A 24,554-nucleotide genomic window follows, 5' to 3' on the forward strand; every position below is an offset into this window, starting at 1 on the left:
GGCCGTAGCTGCCCCCGTTTTTTAGTTATGCGCCGCCTGTTTTCTTACCGTTTTACCTGGCTGGTGCTGCTGGCGCTGCTGCTGGCCGTGGGGGCCGAGCGGGTGCCGGGCGGGCAGCTGGCTCTGGCGCCGCTGCTGGCGCTGGCCGTGCCGCCGCTGCTGCTGCTCACGGCCTGGCTGGCGCTTTACTGGGCACTGCGGCGGCGGCCCATTGCGCTGCTGCTGCTGGCGGCGCTGGCGCTGGCCTGGCCGCAAGTGCAGCGAGGGCTGCCGCTGCACTGGGCCGGCCTGCGGGCGCGCCTCACGCAGTACGCCCACACGCCCCTGGCCGCCCAGGCCCCTAGGGCCGCGCGCGAGCTGCGCCTGCTATCGGCCAACGTGCGGATTTTCAACGTGTACGCGCAGCTGCGCCGGCCCGACCCGGCCGCGCCCGGCAAGTTCATCGCCTGGCTGGCCGCCAGCCCCGCCGACGTGCTGTGCCTGCAAGAGTACTACCAGGAGCCGGCGGGTGTCAAGTCGGCCGATGGCAGCCTCTTTCGGGTGGGCGAGCACCTAGGGCCGGCGGCGGGCCGCGAGGTATTCGTGTCGAAGAGCCTCACCAATAGCATGGGCGCCGAGTTTGGGCTGGCTATTTTCTCGCGGCTGCCCATCGTGGGGCGGGGCGAGATTTCCTTCGGCCGCCTCACCCAAAACCACGCCATGTGGGTGGACGTGGTGGGGCCCGGCCCGCGCGATACGGTGCGCATCTTCAACGCCCACCTGCAAAGCATGAGCCTGGATGAGAACGACCTGGTGGCCGCGGGCTCGTCCAGGGCCGGCCTCGAAAGCAAGGGCCGGGGTTTGTTGCGGCGCTTCGTGCGCGGGGCCGCCCGCCGCGCCTGGCAGGCCGATACGCTGCTGGCCCACCTTCAGCGCTCGCCCTACCCGGTGCTGCTGGCCGGCGACCTCAACGACCTGCCGTATTCCTACGCCTACCAGCGCCTGGCCGGCCCCCTGCAAAATGCCTGGGCTACCGTGGGCTTCGGGGTGGGCAACACCTATCACGGCCACCTGCCCCCGCTGCTGCGCATCGACCAGCAGTTTGCCGGCCCGCAGTGGCAGGTGCTGGCCTGCCGCATCCACGCCGAAATTCCCTACTCCGACCACTACCCCGTGGAGGCGGCCTACCGCCTGCGCTAGGGGCCTAGGGATGGCACCTGCTAACTCCCAACTTCCTGCCGAACTTTGCGCCCGCTTCGGCGTTCCGTAGTGCCGACTTCGCCGCAATTGACGACGCCTTGTCGTTAATTGCCCCTTATCCATCATGCCGTTAACGCTTTATAATACCTTAACCCGCCAGAAAGAGGCCTTCGAGCCGCTGCACCCGCCGCTGGTGGGGCTCTACTTGTGCGGGCCTACCGTCTACAACGATGCCCACTTGGGCAACGCCCGCGGCCCAATCGTGTTCGACGTGCTGACGCGCTACTTGCGCCACCTAGGCTACCAGGTGCGCTACGTGCGCAACATCACCGACGTGGGCCACCTCGAAAGCGACGCCGACACCGGCGAGGACAAGCTCGAAAAAGCGGCCCGCGCCAAGCAACTGGAGCCCATGCAGGTAGCCCAGCACTACACCGTGCGCTACCACCAGGCGCTGGCCGCCCTAGGGTGCCTGCCGCCCGATATTGAGCCCCAGGCCAGCGGCCACATCACCGAGCAAATCGGGCTGACCCAGGAAATCCTGAACAAGGGCCTGGCCTACGAATCGGCCGGCAGCATCTACTTCGACGTGAACCGCTACAACGCCGAGGGCGGGCAGTACGGCCGCCTCTCGGGCCGCGTGGTGGAGGAACTGCTGGCCGGCGCCGGCCCTCGGGACCTGGCCGGGCAGGACGAAAAACGCTCGCCCGTAGACTTTGCGCTGTGGAAAAAGGCGAGCCCCGCGCACATCATGCGCTGGCCCTCGCCCTGGGGTGAAGGCTTTCCCGGCTGGCACCTCGAATGCTCGGCCATGAGCCGCAAGTACTTGGGCGCCAGCTTCGATATTCACGGCGGGGGGCTCGACTTGATGTTTCCGCACCACGAGTGCGAGATTGCCCAGAACGAAGCCAGCGCCACGCCCAGCACCGGCGCCCGCTTCTGGCTGCACAACAATATGCTGACCGTGAACGGCCAGAAGATGAGCAAGTCGCTGGGCAACTTCATCACCCTCAGCGAGTTCTTTCAGGGCAGTAGTGCCGCGCTCTCGCAGGCCTACTCGCCCATGACACTGCGCTTCTTCTTCTTGCAAGCCCAGTACCGCTCGCCCATCGACCTAAGCGACGACGCCCTGCAAGCCGCCCGCAAAGGCTACCGCAAGCTCATGAACGGCCTGCGCCTGCTCGATAAGCTAGGGGAGGGGCTGGCCGGCCAGGATTTGACGCCCGAGCCGGCGCCCACCCAGCCGGGGCCGCCCTCGGCCAGCCAGCAGCTGCGCAACCTGGCCGCCAAGCCGCTGGAGTTTTTGAGCGACGACCTGAACACGCCCCGCGCCCTGGCCGCCTTATTCGACTTGCTCAAGCGCCTCAACACGCTGGCCGCCAACCCCACCGCTCTGGCCGACATCAGCCCCGCCGCGCTGCACGAGGCCCTAACCACCTACCGCACTGTGGTAACGGACATCCTGGGTTTGCGCGACGAGCCCCGCGCCAGCGCCGAGGAGCTACTGGCCTTAGCCCTAGGGTTCTACCAAGAGGCCAAGGCTGGCAAAGCTTACGACAAGGTAGACCAGATTCGGGCCGCGCTCAAGGAGCAGGGTATCGTCATAAAAGACACGAAAACTGGCGTGGAATGGGCCTACAGCGAAGAGTAGGCCGCAACTGTTACTTAATAGAACGTCATGCTGAGCTTGCCGAAGCATCTCTGCTGCGCAAGTAACCTTAAACGTTAGGATTACTTACGCGATAGAGATGCTTCGGCAAGCTCAGCATGACGTTCTTGCAGATTGAAAAGAAATTAATTCTATGCGTTTCCCCAAGTTGCTGCCGCTGCTGGCCCTAGGCGGCGCGTTCGTCCTCACCGCCTGCCCCGACAAGAAACCCGCCGAGCAGACCAGCGCGCCCGCCGAGGAAAAGCTGCGTAAGGCGCCGGCCTTCAACGCCGACTCGGCTTATGCCTACACGGCCAAGCAGGTAGCATTCGGCCCTAGGGTGCCCAACAGCAAAGCGCACGTAGCTTGCGGCAACTACTTGGTAGCGAAGCTAAAAAGCTTTGGCCTGACGGTGTACGAGCAGCCGTTCAAGGCGATGACGTTTGACGGCACCAACATCAGTGCCCGCAACATTGTGGCCCAGTACCAACCCACGGCGGCGCGGCGCGTAGCCTTGTTCGCGCACTGGGATACCCGCCCTTTCGCCGATGGCGAAAAGGATAAAGCCAAGCGCAAGCTGCCCATGGACGGGGCCAGCGACGGAGCCAGCGCCGTGGCCGTGGCGATGGAAATAGTACGCACCTTGAGCCAGCAGCCCGAAAAAATGGCGCCCAACGTGGGCGTAGACGTTATCCTGGTTGATGCCGAGGACTGGGGCTTCGATGCCGACCGCATCGATGGCCAAAAGAACCTGCTGGCTGGTAGCGGCGACGGCTGGTGCCTAGGCTCGCAGTACTGGGCCAAGAACATGGTGCCGCCCAACTACAAAGCGGAATACGGCGTGCTGCTCGACATGGTAGGGGCCAAGGATGGGCATTTCACCCGCGAGGGCATATCGCTGGAAAAGGCCCGCAACGTGGTAGATAAGATTTGGAATACCGCAGCTAAGATTGGTTATTCCGACTATTTCCTCTTCCGAGACACCGGCGCCATCACCGATGACCACGTGTACATCAACCAAGCGGGCATCCCGACCGTGGACATCTACGACCACCCAGCCTTTGGGGAAGAGTATTTTAAGCCTTACCACCACACCACGGCCGATAATATGAGCATCATCGACCGCAAAACGATGAAAGCGGTGGGCCAAACACTGGTACAGGTTATTTACCAGGAGTAGGCCCTAGGGCTAGTAGCTACCGATTGGCCGTGGCTTGCACTATCTGCTCGGCCTGCTTGACGTAGCGCTGGGCGTGGGCTACCAGGGCCTCCAGCACGTCGGTGAGGCGCAGGCGCAGCCAGGGGTAAAGGGGGTTGGGCACGCGCACGGCCCCGGCATCGACCTGGCGGGCCAGCAGCAGCAGGCGTAGCAGCTCGTCGAGCTGGCGATTGAAGGCCTCGACCACGGTGCCGGTGAGGCGGGTGCCGGTGGGAGCATACTGCTTAGGCAAGCGCAAGAGGCTGTCGCCTAAGCCATTGCGCTGGCTAGCGCTGCGCGTGACGTAGCGCCCCAGCCAGCCGCTGCGCACCCGCTGGCCGGCCGCTGAACCCTTGGTGTGGGCCAGGCGCAAGCGGGCCTTTAGGGTGGGCAAAAAGTAGCCGCCTACCAGGTTGAGGTGCTCTAGGCACTGAGCAGCGCTCCAGTTATCGTAGCCCGGCCGGCGGTTGAGCTGCTCGGACGTGAGGGGCCGTAGGTGGCGGTACGCTAGTACGCGCAGGGCCAGTACCTGATTGGTAAGTTGGTCGAAAAACTCGGTAGTATCGCGCGCGGAAGCACTCATGCGGGGTAAAAATAGCTAACGCGGAGGGGTTTGGGTTGTAATATTACGGCAGAGGTTGGTATGTCGGCGCCGGGCAATTGCTTAGCTGGCTAACTCCTAGTATAGTCAAGCCAGATGGCAAAATTGTTTTATACGCCCCTAGGCTGGCTCGCCTTAACCGGGCTGCTGCTGCCGCTAGCCGGCCCAGCCGCCGCGCAGGCCGTGCCCAATCCCGTCGAGAAGCTGGAGAGCCTGGTCACCTTCGGGCCGCAGGCGCCCACCGCCTGGGGCGACGACGACCACTCGCAAACGTTCTTCTTTCTGGTGCCCGCCACCCGGCGCGAGCCGTTCTACATCCGCGTGTTCGACCCCGACTGCGGCGGCACGCTCGACGCCAAAATCGGCGAGTTCAATACCCGCACCGAGTTCAGCCTGTATGGCGGGCCGGGCACCCACTCGGCCCCCGGCGCCACCAACCCGCGCCCCGCGCCCGGCACCGTGCCCAGTGGCCGCTTGCTGAAGCAGCAGGCCTTTGGCGTGGACCCCGCCACTAACGGCAAATACTGGAACCTAGGCCCTCTAAACCCCCTAGAAGGCGAGTTGGTAGAGCAGTTTAAGGGCTACGTATACAAGGTAGTAGTGCGTGGGCTGAGCGGCAACGACGGCAACCTGTACCGCTTTTTCCTCAGCAGCAGCCCGAGCAGCGACGTGCCAGTGCCGGGCGGCAACGCCTTCACCTACAAATACTGCTTCCGCATTCCGGCGGGGCCGCCCTCGGGCCGACCAGTTACGGTGCACCTCTACCCGTTTGCCGACGAAAACGTGGTCAGCATCAAGCAAAGCAACTTCGACCTCGACAACACGGCTAAGCTTACCGTATTCAGCGTAGCCAAGAACGGCCACGACGCGGCCGTGAGCGGCGATGGCCAGTGGGCCAGCAGCGTGCTGCCCATCACGCCCCAGGAGCACGGCCTCTCGCTCGACCTGCGCCTGACTAGCACCTCCAAAATTTTCAACGACGCCACCTTCTACGTTACCGACCAGTACGATAAAGCCTTGCCGTTCTTCGCCGTGCCCCTAGGGGGCCCGCCGCGCTATAAGTACGACATTGACATGCGCATTCATAGATAATGGTTAATGTAAAAAATATAGAGAGATGTGAAGAATGTGAAAATTTCGGAAAGTGCTAATAGTGCCTTCCGAAATTTTCACATTCTTCACATCTCCCTATATTTTTTACATTAAAAGGCTACTTATCCCGGCCGTCGTTGCGGCGAGGGGCGGGGCCGTAGTCGCCGTCGTTGGGCTGGTCGCCATCGGCGGGGCGGTTGTCCTGGCGGGCTTCCTGGCCGTAGTTCTGGGCCTTGTCTTGCTTGGTGAAGTCGTCGTAGGCGGGCGTTTGGGCGCCGGGGTTCTGGTCGTCATACGAGCCGCCTTTCGAGCCGTAGCCTTCGCTGGTATTGCCTTCCTTTGAGCCGCCGGGCCCAAAGCCGTTGCGCGAGTCGCCGGTGTCGGGGTTGCCGGCTTTGGCTTGCTCGCTGCGCTCAAACCCGTAGCCGTAACCTTCGCCCTGCGGCGCGCTGGGCGCATCGACGGGCGCGGGCGTGCCCTGGGGTGCGGTTTTGGCTTCCTGCTGCTGGCCATCGTAGCCCCCGCGGGCCGAAGCGGGGTTACTGCCTATCCCGTGTCCATCGGGGGCCAAGGGCAGGTGATTGCTGGGGGTGTTGGCGGGCAGGCCCACGCCCGCCGTGTGGCCATAATCGTCGGCGTAGGCAGGGCCCACAGTGGGCGCACCGTTATCGTTCTGAAAAGCGGCGGCGGGGCCACCCTCGCTCACCAGGTTACGTGTATCCTGCTGGCGGTAAGTGGCGTTAGGATTCGGGTCGAGCGGGCCGCCCTGGGTGGGCGTGGGCGTATCGCGCACGGCGTGGCCCTGCTCGGCAGGGCTGGTGTCCTGGCCGTCGTAGTCGCGGTAGGCATTGTGCTGGGGGCCAGGTCGGCTGGCGCCGTCGCCGTAGTATTTTTCTTCGGTAGCTTCAGCCGCGGGGCGCTCGGCCGCCGTGTCAAACTCGCGGTATTGGTTGCCGTAGCCGCCGTGGGTGGCCCCTAGGTGCCCTTGCTCGCCAAAAGCCCCCCGGTTCGGGGTCGATTCCTGGTTGGCCACGCGGTTGGGGTCGTTGAAGGTAGGCTGCACGTCGTTGCCAAAGTTGCCGCCGTACACGTCGGGCTGGCCCGAGGCGCTCGGCGGCGCGGGAGCCACCGGCGTGCCCTCAGCGTAGTTGGGCTGCGCGCCGCCGGGCACGGCGGCGCTGGGGTCAGTGGTTAGCTCCTGGCTGGTGGTGGCCGCGTCGCCCTCGGGCTGCGCCTGGGCATCGGGCGACTGCGTGTTGCTATTAGTCAGCGTGTTCTGCACGTCGGCACCCATTTTGGTATTGGCCACCGACGGGCTGCTGTAGTTGCCGGCAATGGAGTTGGTGCCGGGGTATTCGGGGCTATCGGACATGGCGGAGCGGAACTGGGTGAAGGTGAGCAAAGGGCCGAGTGAAACCCTAGGGGCTATACGCCCCGGCGTTGATGGGGGTTGGCGGGCAACCGCGCTGAGCGGCGCGCTTGCACCCTAGGGCCGCGCGGGGGCAGCTAGCAAATTCTTCAGGAAAAAATAAGGTGCGACTGGCGGCCCATCAGCTTTCTTTGGAGTCCTTGCGATTCCTGCCGTTCACTAACCCGCATTTCTACCGCCTCACCACTACTTCCATGCAACGACGCTCCTTTTTGCAGCACGGCAGCCAGGCCGCGCTAGCTGCCACCTTGTTGCCACTCGCCGCGGCGGCAACCCCAGTGGCGCCCGAAACTACCAGCCCCGCCACGGGCGCCGCCGTGCCCGCGCCGCCTGTGCCCTTCGCCCTGAGCGAGGTGCCGCTGAGCGAACTGCAAGCCCGGCTGCAAAGCGGGCGCACCACCAGCCGCGCCCTCTGCCAGCAGTACCTGGCCCAGATTGCGGCCATCGACCACGCTGGCCCCGGCCTGCGCGCGGTGCTCGAAACCAATCCCGATGCCCTAGCCCTGGCCGACGCGCTGGACAAAGAGCGCAAGGCCGGCAAGGTGCGCGGCCCACTGCACGGCATCCCTATCTTGCTGAAGGACAACATCGACACCGGCGACAAGATGCAAACCACCGCCGGCGCCCTGGCCCTGGTGCCCCACCGCGCCGCCAAAGATGCCTGGGTGACGCAGCGCCTGCGGGCGGCCGGCGCCATCATCCTGGGTAAAACCAACCTCAGCGAGTGGGCCAACTTCCGCTCGAGCCACTCGGTGAGCGGCTGGAGCAGCCGCGGCGGCCAAACCCACAACCCCTACGTGCTGAGCCGCACGCCCAGCGGCAGCAGCGCCGGCTCGGGCGCGGCGGCCTCGGCCAGCCTCTGCGCCGCCGCTGTGGGCACCGAAACCAACGGCAGCATCGTGTCGCCCAGCTCCAACAACGGCCTGGTAGGCCTCAAGCCCACGGTGGGGTTGGTGAGCCGCACGGGCATCATCCCCATCTCAGCTACCCAGGACACGGCCGGCCCCATGGCCCGCACCGTGCGCGACGCTGCCCTGCTGCTGGGCGGCATGGTGGGGCCCGACCCGGCCGACGCCGCCACCCTAGCCCCCGGCGCCCCCAAAACGCCCCAGGACTACACCCGCCTGCTGCGCCCCGACGCCCTGAAGGGCCAGAAGCTGGGCGTGGAGAAAAGCCACCTGGCCAGCCAGACGCCTGGCGGCGAACTGCTACGCCGCGCCGTGGAGGTGCTGAAAGCCCAGGGCGCCACCATCACGGAGGTTGACGTGCGCACCGCCACCCAGCCCATCGGCGAGGCCGAGTTCGACGTGCTGCTCTACGAGTTTAAGGACAGCGTGAATAAATACCTGGCCGGCACCAACGCCCCCGTCAAGAACCTGGCCGAGGTCATCGCCTTTAATAAGGCCCACGCCGCCCAGGCTATGCCCTACTTCCAGCAGGAAACCCTGGAGCAAGCCGAAAAAACCGACGGCCTGGGCAGCGAGAAATATAAAGCCGCCCTGCGCAAGGTACTGGACACTAGCCGCCAGGCGCTGGACGCGGCCTTGCAAACCGATGGGGGCCTAGGGGCCATCGTGGCCATTACCACCGGCCCGGCCGCCTGCATCGACCTCGTGAATGGCGAGTACAACACCGGCCCCGGCTACTCGGGCGCGGCGGCCATGGCCGGCTATCCGCACCTCACGCTGCCCATGGGCTACGTGCACGGCCTGCCCATCGGCCTGTCCTTCGTGGGCGCGCCCTACCGCGAGGCCGAGCTGCTGGCCCTGGGCTACGCCTACGAGCAAGCCACCAAGCACCGCCAAGCCCCGACCTTCGCCGCCGCCGTAGGATATTGAGTTAACGCAGCGTAGAAAAGTGGTAAACGAACGTCATGCTGAGCCTGCGAAGCATCTCTCCCGCGTAAGTAAACCCAACGTTTGGAGTTAGTTACGCGGGAGAGATGCTTCGCAGACTCAGCATGACGTTCGTTTTCTGATAACTGATAATTGTTGACTGATAATTGCCAACTGACCTGCCGTGCATTACCTACTGAAAGCCGCCGTGCAAAACGCCGTGGCGTGGCTGCCCCGGCCGCTGGGGCAGCCGCTCTACTACCAGCTGCAACGCCGCTTTGGGGCCCTGCGCCAGGTCGATTACTGGCGGCACCTGGAGAAAGCGGCCAAAATTGCCGGCATCCTGCGCCAGCAAAACCTACCCCTGGAGCGTTGCTTTCTGGAGGTGGGCACGGGCTGGGTGCTGGGCACGCCCCTCGGGCTGTGGCTAGCTGGCGCCGCCGAAGTAATCACCGTTGATTTGCACTCCTACTTAAAGGAAGAGTTAGTGCTGGGGCTGCTAACCTACGTGGGCGCGCACGCCGCCGAGCTACCGGCGCTCTTCCCGTGGGTGCCTAGGGCCGAACTGGCGCGCAAGGCGCAGGTGCTGGCCGGCTGCCACTCGCTGGCCGAACTGTGGGCGGCCGTGCCCATCCGCTACGCCGCCCCCGCCGATGCTACTCGCCTCGAGCTGCCCGCTGCCAGCGTCGACTATCATTATTCCACCAACGTGCTCGAGCACGTGCCGGCCGCCACCCTAGCCGGCCTACTGGCCGAGGCCCGCCGCGTGCTGCGCCCCGGCGGTTACCTGGTGCACCTAGTCGATTTGAGCGACCATTTTGGCCACGATGACCCTAGGCGCACGGCGGTGCACTTTCTGCGCCACGGCCCGCTGGCGTGGCGCCTGCTGGCCGGCAACCGCTTCATGTACCAAAACCGCCTGCGCCTGCCCCAGTACCGGGCGCTGTTTGCCGCCGCCGGCCTGCCCATCGCCTGGGAGCGTGCCGTCACCGATGCGCCCAGCCTGGCGCTGCTGCAAGCCCCTAGGCCGCCGGTGCATCCGCAGTTCCGGCGCTTTTCGGCCGAGGAGCTGGCATCGGTGTATTGGGAAGTGCTGGCGGTGAATCCCTAGGGTAGTATCTGCTTAAAACAGGCGGTCATGCTGAGCGCAGCCGAAGCATCTCTACCGCGTCACTAACTCCTAACGAAAGGAATTACTTACGCGGTAGAGATGCTTCGGCTGCGCTCAGCATGACCGCCTGTTTTAAGCAGATACTACCCTAGAAAATCTTGCCGGGGTTTAGGATGCCGTGCGGGTCGAATACCTGCTTGATGCCGCGCATCAGGTTCAGATTAGCCTCTTTGAGGGCAATGTGCAGGTAGGGCTTCTGCACCAGCCCAATGCCGTGCTCGCCCGAAATGGTACCCCCTAGGCGCACGCAGAGCGCAAAAATCTCCGATATGGGCGCGCGCAGGCCGGTCGTCCACTGCTCCTCGCTCAGGTCGCCGCGGATGATGTTGACGTGCAGGTTACCGTCGCCCGCGTGGCCGTAGCACACGCTCTTGAAGCCGTAGCGGGCGCCGATTTCCTTCACGCCCTTCAGCAGCGTAGGCAGCTCGGCGCGGGGCACCACGGTGTCTTCCTCCTTATACACCGAGTTGTAGCGCACCGAGTTACCAATGTTGCGCCGAATACGCCACAGGTCGTCCTTTTGGGCGGCGGTGTCGGCCAGCAGGATTTCGCCCACGTCGTAGGTTTCCAGCACTTCGTACACCTTCTCGGCTTCCTTATAGAGCTGGTCGAGGTCCTGGCCGTCCAGCTCAATGAGCAGGTGGGCGGTGATGTCGTCGGGCAGCGTGAGGGGAATTTTGAGGTAGTCCGACGACCAGGCGATGGCCTCGCGCTCCATAAACTCCATGCCCGAGGGGATGATGCCCGCCCGAAATACCGCCGATACTGCCGCCGCCGCCTGCGCCTCCTGTCGGAAGGGTACCAGCATCAAGATATTGTGCTGGGGGTAGGGGAGGAGCCGGAATACGGCCTTGGTAATGATGCCCAGGGTGCCTTCCGAGCCCACCATGAGTTGGGTCAGGTTGTAGCCGGTGGCGTACTTGAGGGTATTGGCGCCGGTCCAGATAACGTCGCCGGTGGGTAGCACTACCTCCAGGTTCAGCACGTAGTCGCGGGTGGTGCCGTACTTCACGGCCTTGGGCCCGCCGCTGCTCTGGCTCAGGTTGCCCCCCAGGAAGCACGAGCCCTTGCTGGCCGGGTCGGGCGGGTAAAACAGCCCCACTTCCTGCACCGCGTTCTGGAACGCCTCCGTCACCACGCCCGGCTCCACGGTGGCTTGCAGGCTCTGCTCGTCGATGTTCAAAATCTTGTTGAAGCGCTCCATGCTCAGCAGCACGCCCTGGTGCACGGGCAGCGCCGCGCCGCTCAGGCCGGTGCCGGCGCCGCGGGCCGTTATGGGAATATGGTGCTCGTGGCAGAGGCGCATGATGGCGCTCACTTCCTCCACCGTGCCGGGGCGCAGCACCACGTCGGGCGGAAACAGGAAGTCTTCGGTATGGTCGCGCCCGTAGGCTTCGTACACCAGCGCTTCGGTGCGGGCGGCCGTCAGCACGTGGGCCGGGCCTACAATGCCCTCAAAGGCCACCACCAGCTCGGCGGTAAGGGGAGTGAAAGTCATAAGATATAGGTTTTGAGTTACTTAATTGAAAAAGGTAAAGCCTTCGGGAGTAGGTAGCTGCCAAGGAAGAGAAGTAGAAAACCAACGGCCGGTTTTCCTGCGCAAGCCCGGCCGTGCAGCTGCCGCAAGGCTGCCTTTCTAAACCACCGCCACTGCTCAAATGCCTCGCCACATACTGCCGGGTTATATTTGCAGTTAATGGGGCGCGAATCAACGAAGGTAAGCCTGATGATGCTAGCGCAAAACTACCCCGGCCCGGCCCGGCCCGCTACCCTAGGGGCCTGGCTGCGGCGAGCCGCCTGGCCCCTCTTATTACTACTGTTGCTGCTGGGCACCAGCTGCCAGCGCCAGCTCAACCAGCGCACCGGCTACCGCTACCCCTCGCGCAGCAGCGGCCGCCTAGGGGCCCACCGCGCCCCGGTGGTCGTCAAGTCCAAAACCAAGGCGAGCAGCCCCGGCACCACGGCTGGCAAAACGGTGGTGAAGCAGCGCATCACCCGGCCCACCAGCGCCAGCGGCGCGCTGGCCACGGTTATCGAAGCGGCGCGTTCCTACCAAGGCACCCCTTACGTGTACGGCGGCACCACCCGCGGGGGGCTCGACTGCTCGGGGCTGTTGCAGCTGTCCTTTGCCGAGGCGGGCATCACCATTCCGCGCTCCTCCAACGAGCAGGCGGTGTGGGGCGACCCCATTAAGCCCACCGAGCTGCGCCCCGGCGATTTGCTGTTCTTCGGGCCCTCGCCGGGCGCCCGCACCATTACGCACGTGGGCCTGGTGACGGTAGTAGATGCCGACGGGGTGGAGTTTATTCATGCCTCCTCGTCGCTGGGGGTGGTCGAAAATAGCTTCGAGCTGGACTATTACCTCAGCCGCTTCATTCGGGCAGTGCGGCCGCGGTTTTGAGGGTCTAGGGTCTGCTAGATGAAGAATTAGTAAAGCTCGACCTTTAATAAATGCTACTTCTTGACTTGGTAATACAAGCGTAACATTGGGTGTGTGCCTTAGCCGTAATTTTGCGGGGTTGTTGAACGCATCATTTTTCAGCAATTCAGCTCTGATTATGGTTCAGAAAATACTACGTCACCTCCTTATAATGCTACTGATAGTTGGCTCGGGCCAATTGGGCTGGGGCCAGGGAGCTACTACTGCCGCCATGAGCGGCACCATCACCGACGCCAAGGGCGGCGCGCTGCCGGGCGCCACGGTCATTGCCGTGCACACGCCCACCAACACGCAGTACGTGTCGCCCACCAACGCCGACGGCCGCTTCAACATCCAGAACATGCGGGTGGGCGGCCCTTACACCGTAAAGGTGACCTTCGTGGGCTACACTGATTTTACCCGCACCGGTATTAACCTGACGCTGGCCGAAAACTTCCGCCTCGATGTGAAGCTGAGCGAAAGCTCGTCGCAGCTGGCCGAAGTAACCGTAACCGGCACCCAAAACCCGGTCATCAACGCCGACCGCACGGGTGCGGCCACTACTATTCAGCGTGCTCAGATTGAACGCCTGCCCACCATCAACCGCTCGTTTGCCGACTACACCCGCCTCACGCCGCAAGCCAGCGCGGGCGGCGGTTTTGGTGGCCGCAACAACCTGTACAACAACATCACCATCGACGGCGCGCTGTTCAACAACTCGTTTGGTTTGTCGGGCACCATCGGCGGCCAGGCCAACGCCCAGCCCATTTCGCTCGATGCCATCGACCAGATTCAGGTAAGCATTGCCCCCTACGACGTGCGCCAGGGCTCGTTTACCGGCGCTGGTGTAAACGCCGTAACGCGCTCGGGCTCCAACCAGGTATCGGCCTCTATCTATGGCTTTTACCGCGACCAGAAATATACGGGCAGCCACATCGCTGATGTGAATAACAATATTGCTAACTTCAATTTGAAGAACTTTGGCTTCCGCGTGGGTGGTCCTATCATCAAGGATAAGGTATTCTTTTTTCTAAACGCCGAGCGTGAGCTGCGCAGCGACCCGCCCACGGGCAACTACATGGCCGCCACGACTGCTAACCCCACCGACGGCCAGTCAATCTCGCAGGTGGCGGCTTCAGATTTGAATACCCTCTCTAGCTTCCTGACTTCTAACTACGGCTACAATCCCGGCCCCTACCAGGGCTACCAGCTGGCCCAGAATAGCGATAAGATTACGGCCAAAATCGATTGGAATATCAGCAGCAACCACCGCTTCAACATCAAGTACAACTACCTGAAGTCGTACCGCGATTTGCCGCCGAGCAACTCAGGCGCCGTCAACTCCAGCGCCAGCCGTTCGCAAACGTTGTTTGGCCTGCCCTACCTGAGTTCCTACTACCGTATTAATAACAACATCAACTCGTTCATTGCCGAGTTGAACAGCACCCTAGGGGGTGGCAAGTTCTCAAACAACCTAACGGCCGGCTACTTAGCCAACCGTGACTTTCGCCAGGGCGCGGGCGGGGGCGACATTCCGCTTTTCCCACTGGTAGATATCGGCAACACGACCACCGGCCTAAGCGCCGTGGGCTCGCGCGTAACGGCCGCCCAAACGCTGACTACGTTTGGCTACGAGCCATTTTCGGCCTTCAATATCCTGAATACCGACACCTACCAATTAGGCGACAACTTCACCGCCTTCCTAGGCAAGCACAACGTCACGATTGGCACCTACAACGAGCTGTATAAATATACCAACGGCTTCGCGCCGCAGTACTATGGTGCTTTCGTATATAACTCGCTGCAAGACTTTTACGCCTCAGCGGCCACCACTGCCGCGCCCTATGGCTACAACTACGCCAATGGCCAGCTAACGCCCCGCACCTCGGCCGATGGCCTGCGCTCGGCCCAGCGCTACCAGTTGCGCTATTCGGCCCTCGCTGATGGCTCGTTTCCCTATGCCACCACCAACGCCGCTCAGATTGGCCTCTACATTCAGGACGAGTACTCGCCCACTAGCAACTTTAAGGTTACCTACGGCGTGCGCGGTGATTTACCCATCATCTATTCTGACATTCAGCAGAATACGGCCCTGGCTGCCTTCAACGACTTCCGGGGTGGCACGCACATCAATACCAGCCAGCTACCTCGGCGCCGGGTGCTATTCTCGCCCCGCGTAGGTTTTAACTGGGATGTGAACGACGACCGCAAAATCCAGCTGCGCGGCGGCACGGGCGTGTTCACTGGCCGCGTGCCCTACGTGTGGATTTCCAACCAAGCCAGCAACAACGGCGTGCAGTTTGGCACGGTTGACTTCCAAGGTACTACGTCGGTGGGCTACCCCTTTAGCCCCAACGTGGACCAGTACCGCACGGCTCTTACCGCCGGTGGGGCTAATACCTCGTATAACATTGCCGTGACGGCCCGCGACTTCAAGTTCCCGCAGGTGTGGCGCAGTAACCTAGCCCTCGATAAGCAGCTAGGCGGTGGGGTGGTCTTCACCCTTGAAGGCCTTTATACCAAGGACTTGAACGCGGTGTACTTCCAGAACATCAACCTGCCTTACTCAACCAACAACGCCGTAGCGGCTATTCCGGGAGATGCTTCGGCTGGCGACCGCCGCCCCATTTTCTACACCCGCGTGAGCGCGGCCAGTCCCACGGTAAATACCAGCCCCTACAACCGCATCCACGGCCAGAACGCAAACGGTGTGGCTAACGCGCCCAGCACCGTATCGCTGACTAACCCGACCATCACCGACGCCATCCTGCTGAACAATACCAACCAAGGCTATTCGTACAGCATCACGGCGCAACTGCAGAAAACCTTCAGCAACGGGCTGTACGCCATGGCCGCCTACACCTACTCCGACTCGCGCTCGGTGAATGACGGAGGTTCGATTGCCCAGTCTAGCTGGGCCGGCCGCCCCGTATCGGGCGACCCCAACTCGGAAGACCTTGGCTACTCGGCTTACCTCATTCAGCACCGCGTCATCGGCTCGCTCTCGTACCGGATTAATTACTTGGACCACCTAGGCACCACCTTCTCGCTGTTTTACGAAGGCGCCCCGGCCGGCCGCTACTCGTACACTTACAGCGGTGATATGAATGGTGACGGGGTTTCGGGCAACGACCTCATGTACATCCCGCGCAACGCCAGCGACATTGTATTAACCGACCGCACGTATTTCTCGGGCACCAGCGACCAGCGCGTGTATACGGCCGCCCAGCAGGCCACTGACCTGGATAACTACATCAGCGCCGACCCTTACCTGAGTAAGCACCGCGGTGAGTATGCGGCCCGCAACGGCGCCACGCTGCCCTGGCAGCACCGCGTAGACTTCCGCTTGTTGCAGGACATTTTCACTAACATTGGCAGCAACAAAAACTCGCTGCAATTCAGCATCGATATCTTCAACATCGGCAACCTGATTAACCGCAACTGGGGTCTCTATCAATTCCAGTATACCGCTTCGCCGCTGGCCTTCCAGGGCTACAATGCCGCCGGGCAGCCCACCTACCAGTTCACCTACGTGGCCAACCCCACGCGCACCGTATCGGGCAGCACCTCAACCGTGACGCCCGCCACAACGCTTACTACTCCATTCCGCAACGATGTAACGACGCTGAACTCGCGCTGGCAGGCCCAGATTGGCTTGCGCTACTTGTTCAATTAGTCACTCCAGCGCTCCTAGGGGGCTAGGCGTACCGAAAGGGCAGGAAGCAATTCCTGCCCTTTTTTGATGACGGAGGCCTAGGAGCATCTAACCAACACCGGTTGGATGAAGAAGTGAAAAATTTGGAATTGTACAATTATTTGAACCTTTCTGAAGTAATCTGGTCGGCGTGCTACAGCGCTGCCATTCATAAGATAATAGCTTGACTAATGCATTATTATGCTGCCTATTTAAAGCCTCGGGGTTAGCCTGGCGCAGGTATAAGCTGGCAGGGTAGTACCCAGCCCAGACTTGCTAGCAACCCAATGACCTGTGAAATCACCTTAATTTTGTACTGGTTTTAATTAAGCCTACATCTTCCACTAACCATTTTCTGTATGATTCAGAAAGTTTTACGACACTTGTTGCTCTTAGTGCTGGCGGTGGGTCTAGCCCACAGCGGCTGGGCACAGGGCATCACTACGTCGTCGATTGCGGGCACAGTTACCGACCAAAAAGGGGGCGAGCTGCCAGGCGCCACGGTCATTGCTGTGCACACACCTACTGGCACGCAGTACGTAGCACCCACCAACGCCGACGGTCGCTACTACATCCAGAACATGCGCGTGGGTGGGCCCTACACCTTGAAGGTAACCTTTGTAGGCTACCAGGATTTCAACCGCAGCAACGTGGTGCTGACGGTAGGCCAAACCCAGCGCATCGACGTGAAGCTGGGTGATGCTTCGACCCAACTAGCTGAGGCCGTGGTAGTGGGTAATAACCCTCGCTCGGTGCTCAACGCCGAGCGCACGGGCCCGGTAACCAACATCAGCACCGAGCAGTTGCAGCGCCTGCCTACCATTCAGCGCAGTCTGAACGACTTCTTGCGCCTCACGCCCCAGGCTTCGCCCACCTCACAGGGCGCGATAGGGGGGGGTAACTACCGCCAGAATAACATCACGGTAGACGGCTCGGACTTCAACAACAACTTCGGTATCGGTGGTAACCTGCCAGCCAACGGCTCGCCCATTTCGCTCGATGCCTTGGAGGAACTAACGGTAAACATTGCGCCCTTCGACGTGCGCCAATCGGGCTTCGTGGGTAGCGCGGTGAATGCGGTGACGCGCTCGGGTTCGAACCAAGTGCAGGGCTCGCTCTACACCTTCTACCGCAATCAGAACTATATCGGTAAGAACGTAGCAGCTGACCAGTTTACCATCAATCCTACCACGGTGCGCACCTACGGCGCGCGCGTGGGCGGCCCCATTGTTAAGGATAAGCTATTCTTCTTCCTGAGCTACGAACGCTCAACAGAAGACATACCGGGCCCGCAAAATATTGCCTCTACCACCGCCAATCCTTATGGGTCGGCCAGCAACGTTGCCCGCCCCACGGCGGCCCTGCTCGATAGCTACAGCAGCTACCTGCAAAGCACCTACGGCTACGCCACCGGCCCTTACCAGAGCTACAACTTCCAGAATACGAACAGCCGCTACCTAGGTCGCATCGACTGGAACATCAACAACAAAAACCACCTGAGCATCCGCTACAACCAGGTAAACAGCCACAACCCCATTCAGGTAAGCACCTCGCGCAGCCCGCTGGCCAACTATCCGCAAACCCGCACGAGCATCTTCGCGCTGCCCTTTGCTAATTCCAACTACTTCCAGGACTACAACTTCTACTCGGGTGCCCTAGAGCTGAACTCGACCCTAGGCACGCGCCTCTTCAACACGCTGCGCCTGACCTACACCAACCAGAACGACCCGCGCAGCTCAAACAGCTCCATCTTCCCATTCGTAGATATCCTTGATGGCTCGGTGCCCCGCACTACTAGTGGCACTGCTATCGGTGGTTTTGCTTCGTACAGCACCCCCTATACCTCATTCGGCTATGAGCCTTTCACCTTCGGCAACCTGCGCCAGGTAGAAACCTACTCGGCCGTGGACTTTCTCTCGGGCACTTTTGGCAAGCACACCCTCACCGGGGGCGTGCAGTTTGACCTGCAAAGCACCAAGAACGGTTTCCAGCGTTTCGCTACCAGCTACTATACCTACAATAGCTGGTCGGATTTTCAAAATGGCGCCAATCCCGTTGACTTTGCCATCACTTACTCACTGCTGCCGGGCTTCCAGCAGGCGTTCCCCCGCTTCAAAACGGCCCAGTACTCAGCTTATGTACAGGACGAATACGCTATTAGCGAGAAATTCCGCCTTACCTACGGCCTGCGTGCCGAGTTGAATTCATACCTGAACGTTCAGGAAATCAAAACCAACCCGCTGATAGCCGCGCAGTCGTTGACTGATGGCCGCCGTATCGACACGGGGATACTACCCCAGAACCGCGTGCTGCTCTCGCCGCGTATTGGCTTCAACTGGGACGTGAAAGGCGACCGCACGTTGCAACTGCGCGGCGGCTCGGGCATCTTCACCGGCAAAGTGCCCACCGTGTGGATTGTGGCCCAGTCGGGCGACGCCGGCATGATTCAGGTAACGCAGCAGTACTCTACCGTTGGTAGCGGCACTAATGCGGTAAGCCCCGGTTCGGTTTTCGGCTCTATTCCGGGCTTCAACCAGCAGACGGGCGTGCTGCCCTTCAGCCCCGACCCCGCCGCCCACCGCCCCGATGTGGTACCAACGGCTGGCACCCTGGTGCCCAGCACCGCCAGCGCCACCGACCCCAATTTCCGTAATCCGCAAGCGTGGAAGAGTGCTTTGGCCCTCGACGCGAAGCTGCCAGGCGGCATCGTAGGTACGCTGGAAGGCACCTATAACAAAGACCTCATCGTGGCCTACGGCCAGAACTACAACCTGGTAAATCCGCGTTCGCTCGCTGGTGCCAGCGCCGGCCAGCCGGGCTTCTCCGACAACCGCGACTTTTATCCCAACGCGGTTGGGTCGAAATTCACCAGCCCGCTTTATGGCAACGATTTCACGCCCAAAAACAACCCCAACGGTACGCCAGTAGCTGCCGGTGCTTTCAATCCCATTGTGCTTTCGAACGGCTACAAAGGCTACTACTGGTCGGCTACGGCTCAGCTGCAAAAGTCTTTCAGCAGCGGCCTGCAGGCCTCGCTGGCCTATACCCGCTCCGATGCCCGCGTGCTGTTTGATGGTAGCGGTGACCAGCTGCTCAACACCTGGTCGGGCACTTACACGGTGAACAACGCCAACAACCCGGCCCTGAGCTACGCCAACTACGTAGCTCCCGACCGCATCGTGGCCTCGCTCACCTACCGCAAGGAATACCTGCGCCACCTGGGTACCACGATTTCGTTCTTCTATTCAGGGTCAATTCAGGGCCGCTACTCGTACATCTACAGTGCCGATTTCAACCGCGATGGCCAGACCAACGACTTGATTTACATTCCGAAGGACGCTAACGACATCACTTTCTCGGACTTCAACTACGGCACCACCGCGAACCCGAACGTGATTACGGCGGCGCAGCAGAACGTGCTGTTCCAGAAGTTTATTGACCAGGACCCCTACCTGAGCCAGCACCGTGGCGAGTATGCCGAGCGCAACGGCGCTACCCTGCCCTGGCGCCATCAGGTGGACTTCCGCGCCGCCCAGGACATCTTCGTTTCGGGTAAAACGCGCAACGCCCTGCAATTCACGTTTGACGTGTTCAACTTCGGCAACCTGCTCAACCGCAACTGGGGTATCTTCCAGCAGCCCGTTGTGAGCAACGGTGCCATCCTGGCACCCACCAACGTGAGCAGCCTGGTAGAAGGCGGTACCGTGAAGCCAACCTTCCGCCTGAGCACCTACGGCGGGGCACCCATTCAGCAGTCGTTCGTGAATACTATCACCACGGCCTCGACCTACTACATGCAGATTGGCTTGCGTTACAGCTTCAACTAAGCTGCCTAGGCTAGCAAAATGCTAAAAATGGGCGGGGAGTAGTCCCCGCCCATTTTTTTGCGCCTGATTTCGGGGAACTTAGCAACAAAATGTGGCCTAGGGCTTGTAGAAGCCAAAAGGCGCCGTACTTTTGCCGAACCAAAACGCAAACGGCGGCTTGGTAATAGCCAACAAAAGGGGGATTAGCTCAGCTGGCTAGAGCGCTTGCATGGCATGCAAGAGGTCATCGGTTCGACTCCGATATTCTCCACTCCCTTTAGGCAAAAAGGCCGCTAGCACTGCTAGCGGCCTTTTCTGTTTGCGATGGCTCCTAGGGCTTTAGGCCTGGCACAAGTGACAGGTACCCGAGAGCAGGAAGTCGCGGCGCTGGGCCTGGAAGCCGCCGGGCAGCTGCACGGCCGGAATGGCCACCTGGCTGAGGCAGTAGGTGTGGCCGCAGTCGGTGCATTTGAAGTGCACGTGGTTGTCGAAATGAGCCGCGGCCGAGCACTCGATGGAGCAAGCCGCGTAGCGCAGCACGTCGGTATCGTCGATGACGCGGTGGATGAGACCCTGCTGCTCGAAACTTTTGAGGGTGCGGTAGAGGGTGATACGGTCAACGTCGGCCCCAATTTCCTGCTCAATCTCGGCGCCGGTCAAGGCGAAGCCTTTGCCCGACACGGCGGCCAGCACGGCGCGGCGCACGGGGGTTTGGCGCAGGCCGTGGCGCAGTAGGGTTTGGGCCAGGCGGTCGGGAGTGGTGGTGGTAGCGGACATAAGTCAAAAATAGGGTGGCGCCGCGTACTACGCAGGTAGGCCAGGCAGCGGCAGCTACGTAGCTAGTGGGGCGCGGCCCGCTAGCGTACCTTTGCCAGCCCCCAGGCCGGGCGGCTGAGGTGGGTACTACTTAACACTACTTGTGGCAGAAACGTTGGCGCGGCGGGTTTTTGAATGGCTGGGCCAGCGGCCGGGGCTAGTGCTGCTGCTCACGCTGGCCGTGGCCCTGCCGGCGCTGCTGCTGCACCTGGGCTGGCAGCCGCTGCTGGTCGATGAGCCCATCCGGGCGCTGGTATCGCTGGAAATGCACTACTCGGGGCGGTTTTTCGCACCTACGCTCCAGGGTTTTCCTTACTACAATAAGCCCCCGCTCTTCAACTGGCTGCTGGTGGCGCTTTACCGCCTCACGGGCCGCGCCGACGAGTGGATAGTGCGCCTGCCCACCGTGGCCGCGCTGCTGCTGTATGCAGGCGCCATTTGGCGGGTGCTGCGGCCGCAACTAGGCAGCCGGCTGGCATTCACGGTGGCCCTGGCCTTCGCCACCACGGGCCGCGTGCTGTTCTACGATTCGTTTTTGGGCCTCATCGACCTCTGGCACGCGGGCCTGACCTGGCTGGTGTTTATGGCCGTGTGGTACCTGGGGCAGCGCGGGCAGTGGGTGCGGCTATTCGTGCTCACGTATGCGCTCACGGCAGTGGGCTTCCTGCTGAAGGGGCTGCCCTCGCTGGTGTTTCAGGCGCTGGCCCTAGGGGTGTATTGCCTGGCTACGCGGCAGGTGCGGCGCCTCTTTAGCGGGGCGCACGTGCTGGGGGTGGGGGTGCTGCTAGGGGTGCTGGGCACCTATTTTCTGCTCTATAGCCGCCAAAACTCCCTCGAAACCGCCCTGGCTACCCTTTGGGACCAGTCGAGCCAGCGCACGGTGGCCGCCCAGCCCCTGGCTGACTCGGTGCGCTACGTGCTGCTGTTTCCCTTCGATTTCGTGCGCCACTTCCTGCCCTGGACGCTGCTGGCGGTGCTGCTGCTCACGCGCCGGGCGCGGCAGGTGGTGTGGCAAGCGCCGTTTTTGCGCTACAATGCGCTGCTGTTTCTGGCGGTGCTGCCCGTGTATTGGCTCTCGCCGGCTACCATCCCGCGTTATCTCTTTATGCTGGTGCCGCTGGGCTTGACGGTAGTTATTCCGCTGTACCGGCCCGCGCAACTGGCCGGCGCCTGGCCCGCGCGCTGGCTCGATGCGGCGCTGCTGCTGCTACTGGCCTGCACGGCGCTAGCGCCGCTGGTGCCCGCGCTTAAAGCAGTGGCCCCTGCCCTAGGGGCCACGGGCGCCAGCATGGCCAGCCAGCTGCGGGGCGTGCCCACCTACTGGCTGCCGGGGCTGCTGCTGAGCGCGGGGCTGGCCGGGCTAGCGTACCTGTTCTACCGCTTGCCCGACTACCGGCTGCTGCTGCTGAGCTATTTTTTGCTGGTGCTGCGGCTGAGCTTTGATATTTACGTGTTTCCGGCCCGCCTGGCTACGTCGCCCGAAGTGGCGTATCGCACCGCCGCCGTGCGCGTGGGCCGCGAAACCAGGGGGCGCCCGCTGGTGCTGTGGCCCGGCGCCCAGCTCGACAATGTAGAGGCCTACTACATTGCCCGCGAGCGGGGCCAAACGCTGGCTACCGGCCGGCTGCCGCCGCACCCCGGCACCCTTTACCTGGCCGAAGCCGGGCAGCTCGCGGGCCAGCATTGCCGCCTGCTCGACGAGTTCACCATCGACCGGGGCCTGGTTTTCCAGTTGGTGGAGTTTCCGTAACCCCAAGCTCTTGCCTGGGAAGGCAGTATCAGCGGCCGCCCAGGGCCGCCGCCTCATCCTGCCTGCCGAAGCCTAGGGCACTGCACTTATGGTTGCTACCGATACAAACGACCCGCCACCCGCCGCGCCCGCTGCCCCCTGGCGGCGCCCCGCGGCGCTGCTGCTCAAGCTGGCGTTTATGGCCGGGGCGCTGTGGCTGGTGGCCCGGCACCTCGACCTGCCGGCCCTGGCCCGCACCCTGCGCGGCGCCCGGCCGGGCTGGCTGGCGCTAGCGGCGGGGTTGTTTACGGCGTCCAAGCTGCTGTCGTCGGTGCGGCTCAACCGGTTTTTTGGAGTAGTTGGCATTTCGCTGAGCGAGGGTTACAACCTGCGGCTGTATTGGCTGGGCATGTTTTACAACCTGTTTTTGCCGGGCGGCATCGGGGGCGATGGCTACAAGGTGTATTTGCTGGGCCGGCAGTTTCCGGGGCGGCGCGCGCTCATCTTTCGCGCCCTGCTGCTGGACAGGCTCAGCGGCATGGTAGCGCTGCTGGTGCTGCTGGCCCTACTGGCCGCCGTGCCCGCCGCCGAACTGCAGCTGGCGGGCGCCGGAGGCCTTGGGCTGGCGCTGCCGCCCTGGTGGCGGGCAGTGCCCCTAGGGCTGCTGCCGCTGGGGGTGGCGCTCAGCTACGGGCTGGGGTGCTGGGTTTTTAGCGAGTTTCGGGGGGCGTTTGGGCGCACTTCGTGGCAGGCGCTGGGGGTGCAGGGGGCGCAGGTGCTGTGCGCCTGGGCGCTGCTGGCGGCCCTAGGGGCGGCGGGCGGCCCGGTGCTGCCCTACCTGCTGGTGTTCCTGGCGTCCAGCATCGCGGCGGTGTTGCCGCTCACCATCGGGGGCCTGGGCGCCCGCGAGCTGACTTTTTTGTACGGCGCCAAGCTCTTCGCCCTCAGCGCCCCGGTGGCCGTGAGCATAAGCGTACTATTCTACGTCATCACGGCCCTGGTGAGCCTGGTGGGCGCCTGGGTGCGGGTGGAGCAAAAGTAGCTTACTGGCCCGGTAGCTGCCAGGTTTTGGGCAGGTAAGTGGCGGGCGAGGCAGCCGGTAGGAAAACCCGCGCCGTATCTACCAAGCTCAGCGTCAGCCGGCGGCCGTCGAGGGTGCGGTAGGCTAGGCGCACGAAGCCGAGCTGCGGGTGGTAGTAGCTGTCGAGGCTGGAAGTACCCACTGGGCAACTAGCTTGGGCCCGCACCAGCCAGCAGGTGAGGGGGCCAAGCGGGGTAGCAAGTAGTTGCTGGCCTAGGGTCTGGTAAGCGTAGGTAACATGGATTTCGCCTCGCCAAACAGCCCACTTGGGGTCGGCCCACTGGCTACCCACGGCCAGGTGCCAGGGCCAGCGCTGGCCTTGCCGAGCTGGCAGCTTAATGTAAGGGAATGGGCTTAGCTCCAGGATGCGGTACCTGCCATCGCGCGGCGGATGTAGCCACAACGTGCTGTCATTTTCTATGACCCCTGGAAAAGCAACGGGCTCAGCATTGGCCCCATAGCTGTAGCTAGTTTTCCATTGACGGAACCAATGACTAAGGCTATCGTCACCTGCCTCAAAAAAAGGAAAATGAGACAGGGTGCCGTAGGTAGTAATGGCTATGGTATCGACTAGAAAAGGCCGGGTGGCCACCACGCCAAAATGCTCGACCCGGTAGGTAAGCCGGTGGCCCCGCGTCTTGAACGTCTTACCTGGCAGCCACTCGTGCGGCGGCGCTTGACAGGCGCCAAGTAGCCCGGCCGCCAGCCAAAGGTGAGCCGCGCGGGGCCGGAAATAGTGGGGAAGCATGGCACAAGGTAGGCCGCTACCAAACTGCGGCGCTGCATAACTCATAGCTCGCCGCCCAGCTCGCGCAACGGCCCTAGGGGTGGCGGGTGGCTAGAGCTGCCCGGCGCG

The 24,554-nt window shown here is 62.5% G+C and carries 16 protein-coding genes and 1 tRNA gene; 12 read left to right on the forward strand and 5 right to left on the reverse strand.

Annotated features, from left to right (window positions below; all coding sequences use genetic code 11):
• Positions 1–27: 27 nt before the first annotated feature.
• The 3 genes from HHL22_RS15535 (at position 28) to HHL22_RS15545 (ending at position 4,007) form a co-directional block, all read left to right on the forward strand.
• On the forward strand, positions 28–1,179 hold the full coding sequence (locus tag HHL22_RS15535) for an endonuclease/exonuclease/phosphatase family protein (protein WP_169532252.1): 1,152 nt from the start codon (positions 28–30) through the stop codon (positions 1,177–1,179).
• 124 nt (positions 1,180–1,303) lie between these two features.
• Complete coding sequence (gene cysS / locus HHL22_RS15540; protein WP_169532253.1) at positions 1,304–2,830, forward strand: cysteine--tRNA ligase; 1,527 nt, start codon at positions 1,304–1,306, stop codon at positions 2,828–2,830.
• A 151-nt stretch (positions 2,831–2,981) separates the two neighbouring features.
• Entirely contained in the window at positions 2,982–4,007 is a 1,026-nt protein-coding gene (locus tag HHL22_RS15545; protein ID WP_169532254.1) for a M28 family peptidase, read from the forward strand.
• A gap of 16 nt (positions 4,008–4,023) precedes the next feature.
• Here HHL22_RS15545 and HHL22_RS15550 read toward each other — a convergent pair whose 3' ends face one another.
• Positions 4,024–4,608 (reverse strand): DinB family protein, encoded by a 585-nt coding sequence (locus HHL22_RS15550; RefSeq protein ID WP_169532255.1) that lies wholly within the window; start codon positions 4,606–4,608, stop codon positions 4,024–4,026.
• Positions 4,609–4,722: 114 nt separating this feature from the next.
• Between HHL22_RS15550 and HHL22_RS15555 the strand changes: the two genes are divergently transcribed.
• Positions 4,723–5,718, forward strand: a complete 996-nt coding sequence (locus tag HHL22_RS15555) for a hypothetical protein (RefSeq protein ID WP_169532256.1) — start codon at positions 4,723–4,725, stop codon at positions 5,716–5,718.
• 118 nt (positions 5,719–5,836) lie between these two features.
• Here HHL22_RS15555 and HHL22_RS15560 read toward each other — a convergent pair whose 3' ends face one another.
• Entirely contained in the window at positions 5,837–7,090 is a 1,254-nt protein-coding gene (locus tag HHL22_RS15560; protein WP_169532257.1) for a hypothetical protein, read from the reverse strand.
• A gap of 251 nt (positions 7,091–7,341) precedes the next feature.
• On the opposite strand from HHL22_RS15560, the gene HHL22_RS15565 reads away from it, so the two are divergent.
• Together HHL22_RS15565 and HHL22_RS15570 are read left to right on the forward strand one after the other, a co-directional pair.
• Positions 7,342–8,985 (forward strand): amidase, encoded by a 1,644-nt coding sequence (locus HHL22_RS15565; protein ID WP_169532258.1) that lies wholly within the window; start codon positions 7,342–7,344, stop codon positions 8,983–8,985.
• A 181-nt stretch (positions 8,986–9,166) separates the two neighbouring features.
• Entirely contained in the window at positions 9,167–10,093 is a 927-nt protein-coding gene (locus tag HHL22_RS15570; RefSeq protein ID WP_169532259.1) for a methyltransferase domain-containing protein, read from the forward strand.
• Positions 10,094–10,241: 148 nt separating this feature from the next.
• On the opposite strand, the gene HHL22_RS15575 is transcribed toward HHL22_RS15570, so the two are convergent.
• Positions 10,242–11,651, reverse strand: coding sequence for an FAD-binding oxidoreductase (locus HHL22_RS15575; RefSeq protein ID WP_169532260.1), 1,410 nt, complete (start codon positions 11,649–11,651; stop codon positions 10,242–10,244).
• A gap of 228 nt (positions 11,652–11,879) precedes the next feature.
• On the opposite strand from HHL22_RS15575, the gene HHL22_RS15580 reads away from it, so the two are divergent.
• From HHL22_RS15580 to HHL22_RS15595, 4 genes are all read left to right on the forward strand, one after another.
• A complete protein-coding gene (locus tag HHL22_RS15580) occupies positions 11,880–12,554 on the forward strand; it encodes a C40 family peptidase (protein ID WP_169532261.1) in 675 nt (224 codons plus the stop codon).
• A 190-nt stretch (positions 12,555–12,744) separates the two neighbouring features.
• Positions 12,745–16,248: a TonB-dependent receptor gene (locus HHL22_RS15585; RefSeq protein WP_169532262.1), complete on the forward strand. Its 3,504-nt coding sequence runs from the start codon at positions 12,745–12,747 to the stop codon at positions 16,246–16,248.
• 377 nt (positions 16,249–16,625) lie between these two features.
• Complete coding sequence (locus HHL22_RS15590; RefSeq protein WP_169532263.1) at positions 16,626–20,093, forward strand: TonB-dependent receptor; 3,468 nt, start codon at positions 16,626–16,628, stop codon at positions 20,091–20,093.
• A 176-nt stretch (positions 20,094–20,269) separates the two neighbouring features.
• Positions 20,270–20,343 (forward strand) — tRNA-Ala (locus HHL22_RS15595).
• Positions 20,344–20,411: 68 nt separating this feature from the next.
• On the opposite strand, the gene HHL22_RS15600 is transcribed toward HHL22_RS15595, so the two are convergent.
• The gene (locus HHL22_RS15600; protein WP_169532264.1) at positions 20,412–20,849 is read right to left on the reverse strand and encodes a Fur family transcriptional regulator; all 438 of its coding nucleotides are present in this window, start codon (positions 20,847–20,849) and stop codon (positions 20,412–20,414) included.
• 142 nt (positions 20,850–20,991) lie between these two features.
• Here HHL22_RS15600 and HHL22_RS15605 point away from each other — a divergent pair, with 142 nt between their 5' ends.
• Positions 20,992–22,638 (forward strand): ArnT family glycosyltransferase, encoded by a 1,647-nt coding sequence (locus HHL22_RS15605; RefSeq protein ID WP_169532265.1) that lies wholly within the window; start codon positions 20,992–20,994, stop codon positions 22,636–22,638.
• Positions 22,639–22,726: 88 nt separating this feature from the next.
• Positions 22,727–23,659, forward strand: coding sequence for a lysylphosphatidylglycerol synthase transmembrane domain-containing protein (locus HHL22_RS15610; RefSeq protein WP_169532266.1), 933 nt, complete (start codon positions 22,727–22,729; stop codon positions 23,657–23,659).
• A 1-nt stretch (position 23,660) separates the two neighbouring features.
• Here HHL22_RS15610 and HHL22_RS15615 read toward each other — a convergent pair whose 3' ends face one another.
• A complete protein-coding gene (locus HHL22_RS15615; RefSeq protein WP_169532267.1) occupies positions 23,661–24,446 on the reverse strand; it encodes a hypothetical protein in 786 nt (261 codons plus the stop codon).
• Positions 24,447–24,554: the final 108 nt, after the last annotated feature.

Origin of the sequence: Hymenobacter polaris (assembly GCF_012927305.1) — a bacterium.
Classification (GTDB): Bacteria; Bacteroidota; Bacteroidia; order Cytophagales; family Hymenobacteraceae; genus Hymenobacter; species Hymenobacter polaris.

Coding starts and splice junctions, on each gene's coding strand:
- HHL22_RS15565 (WP_169532258.1), top strand. CDS start 7,342: ATGCAACGACGCTCCTTTTTGCAGCACGGCAGCCAGGCCGCGCTAGCT.
- HHL22_RS15545 (WP_169532254.1), top strand. CDS start 2,982: ATGCGTTTCCCCAAGTTGCTGCCGCTGCTGGCCCTAGGCGGCGCGTTC.
- HHL22_RS15550 (WP_169532255.1), bottom strand. CDS start 4,608: ATGAGTGCTTCCGCGCGCGATACTACCGAGTTTTTCGACCAACTTACC.
- HHL22_RS15580 (WP_169532261.1), top strand. CDS start 11,880: ATGATGCTAGCGCAAAACTACCCCGGCCCGGCCCGGCCCGCTACCCTA.
- HHL22_RS15590 (WP_169532263.1), top strand. CDS start 16,626: ATGATTCAGAAAGTTTTACGACACTTGTTGCTCTTAGTGCTGGCGGTG.
- HHL22_RS15535 (WP_169532252.1), top strand. CDS start 28: ATGCGCCGCCTGTTTTCTTACCGTTTTACCTGGCTGGTGCTGCTGGCG.
- HHL22_RS15555 (WP_169532256.1), top strand. CDS start 4,723: ATGGCAAAATTGTTTTATACGCCCCTAGGCTGGCTCGCCTTAACCGGG.
- HHL22_RS15615 (WP_169532267.1), bottom strand. CDS start 24,446: ATGCTTCCCCACTATTTCCGGCCCCGCGCGGCTCACCTTTGGCTGGCG.
- HHL22_RS15560 (WP_169532257.1), bottom strand. CDS start 7,090: ATGTCCGATAGCCCCGAATACCCCGGCACCAACTCCATTGCCGGCAAC.
- HHL22_RS15610 (WP_169532266.1), top strand. CDS start 22,727: ATGGTTGCTACCGATACAAACGACCCGCCACCCGCCGCGCCCGCTGCC.
- HHL22_RS15600 (WP_169532264.1), bottom strand. CDS start 20,849: ATGTCCGCTACCACCACCACTCCCGACCGCCTGGCCCAAACCCTACTG.
- cysS (WP_169532253.1), top strand. CDS start 1,304: ATGCCGTTAACGCTTTATAATACCTTAACCCGCCAGAAAGAGGCCTTC.
- HHL22_RS15585 (WP_169532262.1), top strand. CDS start 12,745: ATGCTACTGATAGTTGGCTCGGGCCAATTGGGCTGGGGCCAGGGAGCT.
- HHL22_RS15575 (WP_169532260.1), bottom strand. CDS start 11,651: ATGACTTTCACTCCCCTTACCGCCGAGCTGGTGGTGGCCTTTGAGGGC.